Raw genomic sequence first — 13,240 nt, 5'->3', positions numbered from 1 at the left:
GGCAGCCCGTTACCAGCGTGACACCGCGGCCGATTTGCGCCGCAGTGAATTTTGAATACATTTCCCCGCGGGTGGGCGCGTCCCATCTCGGGAGGGATCGATCGTGACGGAAGCGAGGGCGGATGCCCCGGCGCCGCGTGCAGCGGCGCGCCTCGAGGCCGGTTTGCCGCGCCGGCTGGCGGAGCAGCTCCAGGGTGAGGCGCGCTTCGACGCCTTCACGCGCGGACGCTACAGCACCGACGCGTCGATCTACCAGATCATGCCCGCCGGCGTGGTGCTGCCGCGCTCCGCCGCCGACATCGCCGCGACCCTGCGCATCGCCGCCGAGCACGGCGCCCCGGTCATCCTGCGTGGCGGCGGCACCTCGCAGAACGGCCAGCCGATCGGGTCCGGCCTCGTCGTCGACTGCTCGCGGTACTTCAACGGCGTCCTGGCCTACGACGCGGAGGCCGGCACGATCACCGTCGAGCCCGGCATGGTGCTGGAGCGCCTGAACACCCGGGTGAAGGCCGACGGCTGGTTCTTCCCGGTCGAGCCCTCGACGGCGACCCGCTGCACCATCGGCGGCATGGCGGGCAACAATTCCTGCGGGGCCCGCTCCCTGCGCTACGGCAAGATGAGCGACAACGTCCTCGCGATCGAGGCGCTGCTCCACGACGGCGAGGCCTTCGGCTTCGGCCTGACCGGAAACGCGCATCCGGGCGTGAACGGGTCGGATCGGGCCGCGGCGCTCGCCGCGCGGATGCGCGGCCTCGCCGAGGACCACCGCGCCGAGATCGAAGCGCACTACCCGAAGGTTCAGCGCCGCGTGGGCGGCTACAACCTCGATTCGCTGATCGAGGCCCAGCCGAACCTCGCGCACCTGCTCGTCGGGTCCGAGGGCACGCTGGCCGCGACCACCGCGGTGACGCTGAAGCTATCGCGCCTGCCGACACACCGCGTGATGGGCGTGTGCCACTTCCCGTCCTTCCGGGCGGCCATGGAGACGACGCGGCACATCGTCGGCCTGGACCCGGTGGCGGTCGAGCTGGTCGACAACAACGTCCTCGTGCTCGGCGCCGATATCCCGCTGTTCCGCACGACGCTCGCCGACATCACCAAGGGCAAGCCGAACTGCCTGCTGCTCACCGAGTTCGCCGGGGACGACCTCGCGTCGCTCCGGCTCGACCTGAAGCGCCTCGACGCCTGCATGGCCGATCACGGCTTCCCGGACGCCGTCGTGGAGGTCGTCGAGCCTGCGCGCCAGAAATCCGTCTGGGAGGTGCGCGAGGCCTGCCTCAACATCATGATGTCGATGAAGGGCGACGCGAAGCCGGTCTCGTTCATCGAGGATTGCGCCGTCCCGCTGGAGCACCTCGCCGACTACACCGACGCGGTGACGGAGGTCTTCACCAAGAACGGCACCCGCGGCACGTGGTATGCCCACGCGTCTGTCGGCTGCCTGCATGTCCGCCCGATCCTCGACATGAAGGAGGCCGGTGACGTCCGGCGGATGCGGGCGATCGCGGAGGAGACCTCCGAGCTGGTGCGCCGCTACAAGGGCTCGTATTCCGGCGAGCACGGCGACGGCCTCTCGCGCTCGGAATTCGTCGAGCCGCTGTTCGGCGCGACGCTCACCCGCGCCTTCGAGACCGTGAAGGACACGTTCGACCCGGACAACCGGCTCAATCCCGGCAAGATCGTGCGGGCGCCGAAGTTCGACGATCGCAGCCTGTTCCGGTTCAAGCCGGACTACGCCGTGTCAGCGCCGATGAAGACCGCCCTCGACTGGTCGGACTGGGGCGGCTTCGGCTCCGCCGTCGAGATGTGCAACAATAACGGCACCTGCCGGAAGCTCGTCGGCGGCGCCATGTGCCCCTCCTTCCGGGCAACCCGAGAGGAGCAGCACCTGACCCGGGGCCGGGCCAATTCCCTGCGGCTCGCCATCTCGGGCCAACTCGGCAAGGACGCCTTCACCAGCCCGGAGATGAAGCGCACCCTCGATCTCTGCGTCTCCTGCAAGGCCTGCCGCCGCGAGTGCCCGACCGGCGTCGACATGACCAAGATGAAGATCGAGTTCCTGCACCATTACCACGCCCGCCACGGGCTGCCCCTGCGGGAGCGCCTCATCGCGACGATGCCGCTCTACGCCGGGGCCGCCGCGCGGCTGGCGCCGCTCCTCAACCTGCGGGACCGGTACCCGGCCCTCGCCGCCCTCTCGGAGCGCGTCGCCGGCCTCTCGGCCAAGCGCTCGCTGCCGCGCTGGCGCCGGCCCTGGAGCGAGCAGGGCGAGCCCGCCCACGCGCAGGACGTCGCGGGCGATTTCCGCGACGTGATCCTGTTCGGCGACACCTTCAACCGGGCCTTCGAGCGGGAGAATCTCGAGGCGGCCGAGCGGGTGCTACAGGCGGCCGGCTACCGGCTGCACCGGGTCTACCCGTCCCGCGGCCGGCGCCCCCTCTGCTGCGGCCGGACCTGGCTCTCCGCCGGCCAGACCGACCGGGCGCGCCAGGAGGCGCGCCGCACCCTCGACGCGCTGCTGCCGTTCCTGCGCGCGGGGGCACGGGTCGTCGGCCTCGAGCCGTCCTGCCTGCTCACCTTCCGGGACGAGTTCGCGGCGCTCCTGCCCGGCGAAGAGGCCGCGCTGCTGGCCAAGCAGTCATTCCTGTTCGAGGAGCTTCTGGCCGCCGACCTGACGGCCGGACGCATCGCGCTGCCGTTCGCCGATCAGGGCGGCCGGGTCGCGCACCTGCACGGCCACTGCCATCAAAAATCCTTCGGCGTCATGGGCTCGGTCGAGACGGTGCTCCGGTCGGTGCCGGGGCTCGACCTGCGGGTCATCGAGTCGAGCTGCTGCGGGATGGCGGGCGCCTTCGGCTACCGGCCGGAATCCATCGAGACGTCCTTCGCCATGGCGGAGCTGTCGCTGTTCCCGGCGCTGCGCGCCGCAGGGCCCGACGACCTCGTGGTGGCCGACGGGACGAGCTGCCGTCACCAGATCCACGACGGGCTGGGTCTCCAGGCGGAACATGTGGCCCGCGTGCTGGATCGGGCCCTCGTGCCTCGACACTCCATTGCCGGGCACCTACACATAGACCACAGGTCGCACTGACCTGACGTGTGTCGGGGGACCATGAACAAAATCGAGCCCGGGATCGGCATCAGCCGCCGCTACCTCCACGACGAGGTCGCCGAGCGCATGCGCGAACTGATCCGGTCCGGCGAGATGGAGCCGAAGGCGCGGATCAACGAGAGCGAGCTGACCGAGCGCTTCGGGATCTCGCGGACGCCGCTCCGCGAGGCGATCAAGATCCTGGCGACGGAGGGGCTGCTCGAACTGCTCCCGAATCGCGGGGCGCGCGTCGCCAGCATCTCGGACGGCGAACTCGAGGAGATGATGGAGGTGATCGCCGGGCTCGAGGCGACGGCCGGTGACCTCGCCTGCCGCACGATCACCGACGCCGACATCGACGCCCTGGTGGTCGACCACGACGCGATGGTCGAGGCCTGGAAATCGGGCGACGAGGCCGGTTACTTCAGCCACAACCGGCGCATCCACGAGGGGATCATGGCGGCGAGCCGCAACACGATCCTCGCCAACATCTACGAGAGCCTGTCCGGCCGGATCCAGCGCTCGCGCTACTCCGCCCACCAGACCCCCGAGCAGTGGGCCCGCGCCGTCTCCGAGCACGAGCGCATGATCGCGCTGCTGCGCGCCCGGGACGGTGCGGCGCTGGCCGTCCTGATGCGCGAGCACATCCGCGGGAAGAAGTCGGTGATCGCCGCCAATTACGGTGCGGCGGAGACCGCCTGAGCCTCAGCCGCGATAGACCGCGCCCGCGATCAGCCGGGCGTCCCGGTCATCTCGAACCAGAACGACGCGCCCGGCGTGCGGGAATCGTTCGCGTAGAGAAACGGGATGTCGGGGCCGGTGCCGCGGGCGGCGAAGGCCGTCTTGACCCGGGCGCTCATCGCCGGGTCCTGGCAGATATACATCACCGGCACGGTCACCCGGAACGGCGGCGCGCCGCACAGCAGCATCGCCGCCAGAAGGTACTGCTCGTTGTACAATCGGCAGTTCCAGGCGGACGGGTAGTCGTCCGGAATGAAGATGTCGTGGATCTGCACGATCACGCCCGGTGCGAGGCGCGGCATCACCTCGAAGAAGAACACCGTCACATCCGAATTCGCGAAGGAGCGGTGCGAACCGTCGAAGAAGAGGATGTCGCCCGCCTTCAGTTCCTCGAAGATCTTCAGATCGCAGGATTCCAGCGGGCTGCGCACGGTCCAGTCGCAGAGCGCGTCGATCTCGCGGCGGGGCATCGGATCGATCGAGGTGATCCGCGTCGGAAGGTTCAGGGTGTCGATCGCGTGCCGCGCGAAGCAGGTCGAGCAGCCCGAGCCGATCTCGAAGAAGCGAGACGGGCGCTTCCAGGCCAGCATGGTCATCAGCGCGGCGCCGTCGAGGGCGGTGAACCACGTGTTGTTCCAGTGGGGTATCGCCCCGCCGGTCACGGGCGCGTCGTGCGGGACGCTGTGCAGCAGGTCCGCCCGCGCCTCGAGTTCCGTGAGGAAGCTGTCGTAGGCCGCGTGCGACCGAGCGAGCACCGCCTTGAGCTGGCCGTGCGGCGCCCGGCCCGGCGACCAGCGCGCGGACGGCACGACGGGGTAGTAATCGTGGACCGTGTGGCTCCAGCGAAAAACTTCCCGGCTGGCCCGGAAGATATCCACCCCCGCGCGACGGCCCGCGCTCCTGACGACGTCCTTCAGCATGATCGATCCCCGGCTCCGGATCGACAATGCCGGGACTGCAACTTATGGTCGAGTCGGGCGGAACACCTACGCAGTCCGACCTGCCGGCAGGGTTAGGGCGCGATGAAGGGACGATCCCCGGGCCGGGCCCGGATTCGGACAGGCCGTCGACACAATTATCGCGGGCGACGCGCCCCCCGCCGCTCAGGCAGCGCTCGGCGCCCGCAGTCCGGCCACCAGATCGGTGAAGCGGTCACCCTGGACGATCACGTGGCCCCGGAGGGTCTCCGCGGCGCCGGCCTCGTCGCCCGCGATGATCGCGGCGACGATCGCCTCGTGCTCGGCCAGCGATTGCGGCAGGCGCTGGCGCACGCGCAGCTGCAGCCGGCGATACGGAGCCAAGCGGCGATGGAGCGACAGCGCCTGCTCCGCCAGGAAGGCGTTCCGGCTCGCCCGGTACACCACCGTGTGGAACACGTAGTTCTCGGCGTAGTAGGCCTCGGTGTCCTCGGTGGTCAGGGCGGCGCGGCAGCCCTCCAGCGCGGCGCGCAGCGCGGCGGCGTCCTCGGGGACGAGCCGGCGCGCCGCGAGACGGCCGCAGGCCGCCTCGATCTCCGCCATCGTCTCGAACATGGCGAGCAGCAGGTGCGGCTCGGGCGCGCTGACGATCGCTCCCCGCCGGGGCTTCGTCTGCACGAGGCCGGTGACGGCGAGCTGCAGCAGCGCCTCCCGGATGGGCGTGCGCGAGACCCCGAAGCGGGCCGCGAGCTGGTTCTCGTCGAGTCGCGATCCCAAGGCGAGCTCGCCGGAGACGATCTCATCCTCGATTCGTTGCCGCAGCCGCTGCGCGTGGCTCATGCCGCCGTTCCCTCCCCCGATGAACGGGTCGCGCGCCGCCCCGCCGTTTAAGGCCGGCGGATGTTCGGCGCGCGCGAACATTATGCTGGAGCATTGACAAAATATACAAGCCGGTTTTCCATGCATACAACGAGGCGCCGCACTATTGCAGCGCACAAAATTACGCCGCGTTGTTTGCGGTGCGGGAGAGCTCCATGACGCCAACTCGTCGATCGCTGATCGCGGCCACGCTCGCGGCACCGGCCATCCTGCGGTTCGGCCTGAACAGCGCGCAGGCGGCCACGACGCTGAAGCTGTCCCACCAGTTCCCCGGCGGCACGATCGACGAGGGCGATTTCCGCGACCGCATGTGCCGGAAGTTCGCCAAGATGGTCGGCGAGCGCTCGAAGGGCGCCCTGGACGTCCAGGTCTACCCGGGCTCCTCGCTGATGAAGACGAACGCCCAGTTCGGCGCCATGCGCAAGGGCGCGCTCGACATGTCGCTCTACCCGAGCCCCTACGCGGGCGGCGAGATTCCGGAACTCAATATCGGCCTGATGCCCGCCCTCGTGACGTCCTACGCGCAAGCCGTGGCGTGGAAGGCGGCCCCGGTCGGCCGCAAGCTCACCGAGATCCTGGACGCGAAGGGCATCATCCTGGTCTCCTGGGTCTGGCAGGCCGGCGGCGTCGCAAGCCGGGAGCGCGCCCTCGTGGCGCCGGCCGACGCCAAGGGGATGAAGGTCCGCGGCGGCTCGCGCGAGATGGACATGATGATGAAGGAGGCCGGCGCGGCCACCCTCTCGATCCCGTCGAACGAGTCCTACGCGGCGATGCAGACCGGCGCCTGCGACGCGGTGATCACCTCCTCCACCAGCCTGATCTCTTTCCGCCTGGAGGAGCTGTCCAAGGCGCTGACTTCGGGGCGCGAGCGCTCCTACTGGTTCATGCTCGAGCCGATCATGATGTCCAAGATCGTGTTCTCGGGACTGCCGAAGGAGCAGCAGGACCTGATCATGGCGGTCGGCACGGAGCTCGAGGCCTTCGGCCAGGCCGGCGCGAAGGAGGACGACACCCGCGTCGAGGAGATCTTCGCCAAGGCCGGCGCTAAGGTCGTCCAGGTCGACGAGAAGTCCCTCGGCCAGTGGCGGGATCTCGCCCGCAACACGGCCTGGAAGGACTACGCCGCCAAGAACGCGAACTGCGCGGAACTGCTGAAGCTCGCGGAGCAGGTCGCGTGAGCCACGGCTTCGACGCGGCCACGGCCGCCCCGGAGGCGCGCGGGGCCGAGGAACCGCGCCTTCCGGGCCTCCTCGGCACCTTCGATCGGGGCATGCGCCTCCTGAACAATGTGATCCTGGCCGTCGGCGGCCTCTGCCTGGTGGCAGCCTGCCTCGTCCTGACCCACAGCGTCGTCGTCCGCTACCTCCTGAAGGAGCCGACGGAGTGGCAGGACGAGATGGCGGTGTACCTCATCATCGGGGCCACCTTCCTGTCGGCGGCCGGCGTGCAGGCCAAGCGCGGGCACGTGGCGATCGAGGCCTTGACCGGCCTCCTCCCGCCGGCGGCGAACAGAGTCCGGCTCCTGCTGGCCGACGTCGTCAGCCTCGCCTTCTGCCTATTCTTCGCGTGGAAGAGCTGGTCGCTCGATCACGAGGCCTGGGTCGACGGTCAGGTCTCGCAGTCGACGTGGGGACCGCCCCTCTGGATCCCCTACACGCTCATGTCCGTCGGCATGAGCCTGCTGTGCCTCCAGTTCGTCCTGCAGATCGCCGAGGCCCTCGCCTACGGGCCGCGGGCCGCCGGCTGGGCGCAGCCCAAGATCGGGCTCGGGGCCGACGTGAATCGCGACATGCACGGGGCGGCCGAGGTCACGCCCCGGGGACCGGACCCGATGGGTCAGACCGTTTCCGCGAAGGTTGAACGATGAGCACGGCCGCGATCGGCTTCCTGTACGCGGGCGCGACCCTCGGGGCGATGCTCTCGGGCATCCCCATCGCCTTCGCGCTGGGCTTCGTGGCGCTCGCCTTCATGGTGGCGTTCATGCCCGGCGCCTCCCTCGATACGGTGGCGCAGAACGTCTACGAGGAAATGGCCTCCATCACCCTGCTGTCGATCCCGCTCTTCATCCTGAAGGGCGCGGCAATCGGGCGGTCCAAGGCCGGCCAGGATCTCTACACGGCCATGCACGCCTGGATGCACCGCATCCCGGGCGGCCTGGGCATCGCCAACGTCTTCGCCTGCGCGCTGTTCGCCGCCATGGCGGGCTCCAGCCCGGCGACCTGCTCGGCGATCGGCTCGGCCGGCATCCCAGAGATGCGCAAGCGCGGCTACTCGCCGGGCTTCGCGGCCGGGATCATCGCGGCGGGCGGCACGCTCGGCATCCTGCTGCCGCCCTCGATCACCATGATCCTGTACGCGGTGGCGGCCGAGCAGTCGCTCGGGCGCCTGTTCCTCGCGGGCATCGGGCCGGGGCTCCTGCTCGTGGGCCTGTTCGCCGCGTGGTCGATGGTGCGCTTCCGCTCGGAATACGCCGCCGCGAAGGTGGCCCTGGAGCGCGGCGGGCCGGCCTCGCCGATCCTGGCGGACGAGCAGTACAGCATGGCGCAGCGCTTCTCGACGCTGCCGCGGGTCCTGCCCTTCGTGGTCCTGCTCACCGGCGTGATGGTGGCGCTCTACGGCGGCTACGCCACGCCGTCCGAGACCGCAGGCCTCGGCGGGCTGATGGCCCTGGCGCTGATCGCCGCGATCTACGGCGTCTGGCGCTTCCGCGACGTCACGCCGATCCTGACGGCGACGCTGCGGGAATCGACCATGCTGATGCTGATCATCGGCATGTCGCTGCTCTACGCCTACGTGATGAGCTACCTGCACATCTCGCAGTCGGCCGCCGCCGCGATCGTCGCGATGCAGCTGTCGCCGTGGGTGCTGCTGGTGACCATCCTGGCGCTGGTGATCGCGCTCGGCTTCTTCCTGCCGCCGGTCTCGATCATCCTGATGACGGCGCCGATCATCCTGCCGCCGCTCAAGGCCGCCGGCTTCGACCTTGTCTGGTTCGGCGTCGTGATGACCATCACCATGGAGATGGGCCTGATCCACCCGCCGGTGGGCCTCAACATCTTCGTCATCAAGAACATCGCCCCGGACATCCCGCTCTCGGACATCATCTGGGGCACCCTGCCCTTCGTGATCCTGATGGCGGTCGCGATCCTGATCCTGTGCCTCGTCCCGGGCATCGCGATGTGGCTGCCGGACCTGCTGCTGACGACGACGCGGTAGGTCGATCCACCCGGCCCGTGCGAGGCAGGCCCCTCTCCGCCCGGAGAGGGGCCTGTCGCGCGTGGGGACGCGGTCGCGCGAGCGCCGCGTCCCGCGCAGCGGCGGCCCGCGTCGGCGCGCTGGCCGGCGCGACCGGAGCCGCCTATGGCAGCGCGCGCGCCGCCCCGCCCCGATCCAGAGCTTCGGACCGAACCATGAGCCTCGCCTCCGTGCGCGCCTTCTTCGCCGAGAAGGCGCCCGACATCGCGGTCATCGTGCTGGAGACCAGCACCGCGACCGTCGCCGAGGCGGCGGAGGGCCACGGCGTCGTCCCGGCCCAGATCGCCAAGACGCTCTCGATCCGGGTCGGCGATCAGGTCGCCCTGGTGGTGACGCGCGGCGACGCGCGGCTCGACAACCGGAAGGCCAAGGCCGCCTTCGGCGGCAAGGTGCGGATGCTCGACCTCGGCGAGGTCGAGGCGCTCACCGGCCATCCGGTGGGCGGCGTCTGCCCCTTCGGCCTGCTGACGCCGCTGCCGGTCTACTGCGACGTCTCGCTGCGGGCGTTCGACGAGGTGGTGCCGGCGGCCGGCAGCACCCACAGCTCGGTGCGGATCGCGCCGGCGCGGATGGCCGAGCTGACCGGCGCCGCCTGGGTCGATGTCTGCGCGCTGCCGGGCTGAGCGGCGCGGTCAGCGCCGTTCCCGCTCCACACGAGGCGCGGGTCCCCTCTCCCGTGCGGGAGAGGGACAGGGTGAGGGATCAGGTCTGTCCGGACGAGGCGCGCGCCGTCGACGCAGGACCGCGCGCTTGATCCTGAACGTTCTCGTCCCTCACCCCAACCCTCTCCCGCACGGGAGAGGGGGCATGGCGCCACTGTCTCGACACCCAAGAGGCCTTCCCTCCGGACCGTCGCACCACGTGACAGGGTGCGGCCCTAGCGTCCGGTCCAGTTGGGCGGGCGCTTGCCGAGGAAGGCCTCCATGCCCTCGCGGAAATCCTGGCTCATGTAGCACATGAGGATCAGGTCATCGCCGGGATGCGGCGCGCCCTCGGCGCCGGCCTCCTCCTCGGCGAGCCGCCGCAGACCCTCCTTGGTCGCCTGCATGGTCAGCGGCGCGTGGTTGGCCAAGAGCTGGGCCAGCGTATCGACCCGCTCCGTGAGCGCGATCCGATCGTCGACCACCTCGCCCACGAGGCCGATGGCGAGCGCCTCCTCGGCGCCGACGAGGCGGGCGGTGAAGATGATGTCCTTGACCCGCGCCGGGCCGATCAGGCCGGAGAGCCGCTTGAGGTTGCCCTGGCTCAGGCAATTGCCGAGGGTGCGGGCGATCGGGAAGCCGAAGCGGGCGTCGCGCGTGGCGATGCGCAGGTCGCAGGCCGCCGCGATGGCCGCGCCGCCGCCCGTGCAGGCCCCGGCGATCGCCGCGATGGTCGGCACCCGCAGCCGCTCCAGGGAGCCCAGCACTTTGTCCATGAAGCGCTCGTAGCCAAGCGCGTCCTCGGCGGTGCTGAAGTCGCGGAACTGGGCGATGTCGGTCCCGGCCGCGAAGGCCTTGTCGCCCGCGCCGGTGATGATCAGCGCCTTGACCGCGGGGTTCCCGGCGATCGCCTCGCAGCAGGTGATCAGGCCCTGATACATCGCGAAGGTCAGCGCGTTGCGCGCCTGCGGACGGTTCAGGACGATGCGGGCGATGCCGGCCTCGTCGGTGGTGAACAGCAACTCGTCGGTCGCGGGCTTGGCGGTCATGCGCGGGTCTCCGGGTGGCGGCGTCAGGCCGCGGTCTCGCGGACCACGCCCCGCGCGATCAGCGCGTCGATCTCGGCCGGCGCGTAGCCGGCCTCCGCCAGGATCGCGCGGGAATGCTCGCCGAGCAACGGGGCCGGCCCGTGCACGCGTCCCGGCGTCTCGGAGAACTTCACCGGCAGGCCGAGCGTCTTCATGCGGCCGACCCGCGGGTGATCGACCTCGACCACCATCTCGCGGGCGAGGGTCTGCGGGTCCCGGTGCATCGCGTTCACGTCGAGGACCGGGCCGGCCGGGACGCCGCCGGCTTCCAGCCGGGCGAGCCACTCGGCCGAGCCGTGGGCCCGGAAGATCGGCGCGAGGGTCACGGCGAGCGCGTGCCGATTGGCCATCCGGTCGCGGTTGAGCGCGAAGCGCGGATCCTCCGCGAGGTCGTCGGCGCCGATGGCCTTGAGCAGGCGCAGCCAGTTGGTCTGGTTGGCCGCGCCGATCGTGATCCAGCCGTCGGCGGTCTCGAAGGCCTCGTAGGGCGCGTTCAGCGGATGGGCCGAGCCCATCGGCCCGGGCGCGATCCCGGTCGCCATGGCGATGGCCGACTGCCAGTAGGTGTGGGTGATGCCGGCCTCGAACAGCGACGTGTCGACCGCTTGGCCCCGGCCCGTGCGGAGCCGGTTCGCGTAGGCGGCGAGGATGCCCATGGCGGCCAGGATGCCCGCGGTGATGTCGGTGACTGGTGGCCCGCACTTCATCGGCGGCCGGCCGGGCCCCTCCCCGGTCACCGACATGAGGCCGCTCATGCCCTGCGCCACGAGGTCGAACCCGGCCCGGTCGGCGTAGGGACCGGTGCGGCCGAAGCCGGAGAGCGAGCAGTAGACCAGCTCCGGGAACTCGACCTTCAGGGTCTCGTACCCGATCCCGAGGCGCTCCATCGTGCCGCCGCGGTAGTTCTCGATCAGGGCGTCCGCGCCCTTGAGCAGGCGCCGCAGGACCGCGACACCGTCCGGATCCTTCAGGTCGAGGCTGAGTCCGCGCTTGCCGCGGTTCATCATCATGTAGGCGGCGCTCTCGCCCTCGAGGGCGGGCGGGACGGTGCGACGGGTGTCGTCGCCCTCCCTCTTCTCGACCTTGATCACCTCCGCGCCCATGTCGGCGAGCATCAGCCCGCAGACCGGCCCGGCCATGATGTGGGCGAGCTCGATCACCCGCATCCCGGCGAGTGGACCCGACCGCTTCATCGTCTCCGCCATCGCGCGCTACTCCCCGGCCGGGACGGTGGCCGCGGGGCCGACCGGCGGCGTGACGGGATCCACGAATTCCCGCTCAGGGTGCATCGTGAAGGCCAGCGCGGCGCCGAGCAGGCACAGGCCGATCGAGCCGACGAACGGCAGCGTCCAGCTCCCGGTCACGTCGACGATGACGCCGAAGACGATCGGCGAGACGATCGCCGCCACCGCCGAACCGGTGTTCATCAGGCCGCTGGCGGTGCCGGCGTATTTCGGCGCGATGTCCATCGGCACGGACCAGATCGGTCCGATCACCAGTTCGGCGAAGAAGAAGCCGGAGGACAGGAGCAGCGCGACGAGGGTCAGGTCCCGGGTCATGAACACGCCCGCGAGGCTCGCGGCCGCCCCGAGGAAGCCGATCACGATCACCGACAGGCGCGCGAGCTTCACCTTGCCGGTGCGGTGCAGGATCGAGTCGCTGAGCAGGCCGCCGACCGTGTCGCCGACGACGCCGGCGAAGAACACGCCCGAGGCGAACAGGGCCGAGTTCTTCAGGTCGAGGCTGTAGTTCTCCTTGAAGAAGCTCGGCAGCCAGCCGAGGAACAGCCACAGCGTCCAGCCGTAGCAGAAATACGTGACGGTGACCGGCAGCATCCGGCGCGTCAGGGCACCCCACGGCACGCTCTGCTTCGCGCCGACCTGGCGGGGCGGCGGCAGCGTCGCGAGCTCGGCCTCGGTGATCGCCGGATGCTCGGACGGGTCGTCGCGGAAGTACAGCCACCAGATCGCGACCCAGACGAAGCTCACCGCGCCGAGGATGACGAAGCTGGTCCGCCAGCCGAAATGGTAGATCAGGAAGGCCACGATCGGGGGCGCCACCGCGTTACCGAGCCGCGCGAAGGCGTGGGTGATGCCCTGCGCGAAACCGCGCCGGCCGGGCGCCGTCCAGTTCTGCATGGCGCGGGTCGCGGTCGGGAAGGTCGCGCCCTCGCCGAAGCCGAGCAGCACCCGGGCCATGAACAGGCTGACGAGGCCGCCGACCATGCCGGTCAGGATGGTCGCCGAGGCCCAGATCACCCCGCAGGCGAGCAGCGTGCGCCGGGCGCCGAACTTGTCGCCGACCGAGCCGCCGATCACCTGGAAGATCGCGTAGGGGTACGCGAAGGCCGACAGGATCAGACCGAAATCGGTCTTCGACATGCCGAAATCGCGCATGATCTCCGCACCGGCCGTGGCGATGTTCACCCGGTCCAGGTACGTGATGAAGTACATCAGACAGAGCAGGCCGAGCACGCCGTTCGTGGCGCTGAAGCGCTTCGACATCGACCGTTCCTCCCATGGGGGCGCCGCCTCGCGCGGTCGCCGGGCACCTCGGCTCTCGGGCCGGGCGCTCTTTCGTAATGCATTATTCAAACGCGTCGCGCGGCGGAAGGCAACCGCCGACTTG

The 13,240-nt window shown here is 70.3% G+C and carries 11 protein-coding genes; 6 read left to right on the top strand and 5 right to left on the bottom strand.

Going from position 1 to position 13,240, the window contains the following annotated elements:
- Positions 1-103 precede the first annotated feature (103 nt).
- Both ACX9MN_RS10590 and ACX9MN_RS10585 read left to right on the top strand, forming a co-directional pair.
- A complete protein-coding gene (locus ACX9MN_RS10590) occupies positions 104-3,091 on the top strand; it encodes an FAD-binding and (Fe-S)-binding domain-containing protein (protein WP_489724369.1) in 2,988 nt (995 codons plus the stop codon).
- Positions 3,092-3,112: 21 nt separating this feature from the next.
- Entirely contained in the window at positions 3,113-3,793 is a 681-nt protein-coding gene (locus ACX9MN_RS10585) for a GntR family transcriptional regulator (RefSeq protein ID WP_020091901.1), read from the top strand.
- A 29-nt stretch (positions 3,794-3,822) separates the two neighbouring features.
- On the opposite strand, the gene ACX9MN_RS10580 is transcribed toward ACX9MN_RS10585, so the two are convergent.
- Positions 3,823-4,752 (bottom strand): class I SAM-dependent methyltransferase, encoded by a 930-nt coding sequence (locus ACX9MN_RS10580; protein WP_489724368.1) that lies wholly within the window; start codon positions 4,750-4,752, stop codon positions 3,823-3,825.
- Positions 4,753-4,935: 183 nt separating this feature from the next.
- A complete protein-coding gene (locus ACX9MN_RS10575) occupies positions 4,936-5,589 on the bottom strand; it encodes a GntR family transcriptional regulator (protein WP_489724367.1) in 654 nt (217 codons plus the stop codon).
- A 194-nt stretch (positions 5,590-5,783) separates the two neighbouring features.
- Here ACX9MN_RS10575 and dctP point away from each other — a divergent pair, with 194 nt between their 5' ends.
- The 4 genes from dctP (at position 5,784) to ACX9MN_RS10555 (ending at position 9,506) form a co-directional block, all read left to right on the top strand.
- Positions 5,784-6,806: a TRAP transporter substrate-binding protein DctP gene (dctP, locus tag ACX9MN_RS10570; protein ID WP_489724366.1), complete on the top strand. Its 1,023-nt coding sequence runs from the start codon at positions 5,784-5,786 to the stop codon at positions 6,804-6,806.
- Positions 6,803-7,495, top strand: coding sequence for a TRAP transporter small permease (locus ACX9MN_RS10565; protein WP_489724365.1), 693 nt, complete (start codon positions 6,803-6,805; stop codon positions 7,493-7,495). The genes dctP and ACX9MN_RS10565 overlap by 4 nt, the downstream gene beginning before the upstream one ends.
- The gene (locus ACX9MN_RS10560; protein ID WP_020091896.1) at positions 7,492-8,844 is read left to right on the top strand and encodes a TRAP transporter large permease; all 1,353 of its coding nucleotides are present in this window, start codon (positions 7,492-7,494) and stop codon (positions 8,842-8,844) included. Before ACX9MN_RS10565 ends, ACX9MN_RS10560 begins: the two co-directional genes overlap by 4 nt.
- Before the next feature lie 194 nt (positions 8,845-9,038).
- Positions 9,039-9,506 carry a YbaK/EbsC family protein gene (locus ACX9MN_RS10555; protein ID WP_489724364.1) on the top strand — a complete coding sequence of 156 codons (468 nt, stop codon included), beginning with the start codon at positions 9,039-9,041 and terminating at the stop codon, positions 9,504-9,506.
- Positions 9,507-9,760: 254 nt separating this feature from the next.
- Here the strand turns inward: ACX9MN_RS10555 and ACX9MN_RS10550 are convergent, their stop codons facing one another.
- The 3 genes from ACX9MN_RS10550 to ACX9MN_RS10540 are packed head-to-tail and all read right to left on the bottom strand — an operon-like array spanning position 9,761 to position 13,116.
- Positions 9,761-10,573: an enoyl-CoA hydratase/isomerase family protein gene (locus ACX9MN_RS10550; protein ID WP_489724363.1), complete on the bottom strand. Its 813-nt coding sequence runs from the start codon at positions 10,571-10,573 to the stop codon at positions 9,761-9,763.
- 23 nt (positions 10,574-10,596) lie between these two features.
- A complete protein-coding gene (locus ACX9MN_RS10545; RefSeq protein ID WP_489724362.1) occupies positions 10,597-11,817 on the bottom strand; it encodes a CaiB/BaiF CoA transferase family protein in 1,221 nt (406 codons plus the stop codon).
- A 6-nt stretch (positions 11,818-11,823) separates the two neighbouring features.
- Complete coding sequence (locus tag ACX9MN_RS10540) at positions 11,824-13,116, bottom strand: MFS transporter (RefSeq protein ID WP_020091892.1); 1,293 nt, start codon at positions 13,114-13,116, stop codon at positions 11,824-11,826.
- Positions 13,117-13,240 lie beyond the last annotated feature (124 nt).

It is taken from the genome of Methylobacterium sp. 1A, from assembly GCF_058072805.1.
This window is presented reverse-complemented; position numbering and strand designations above follow the sequence as displayed.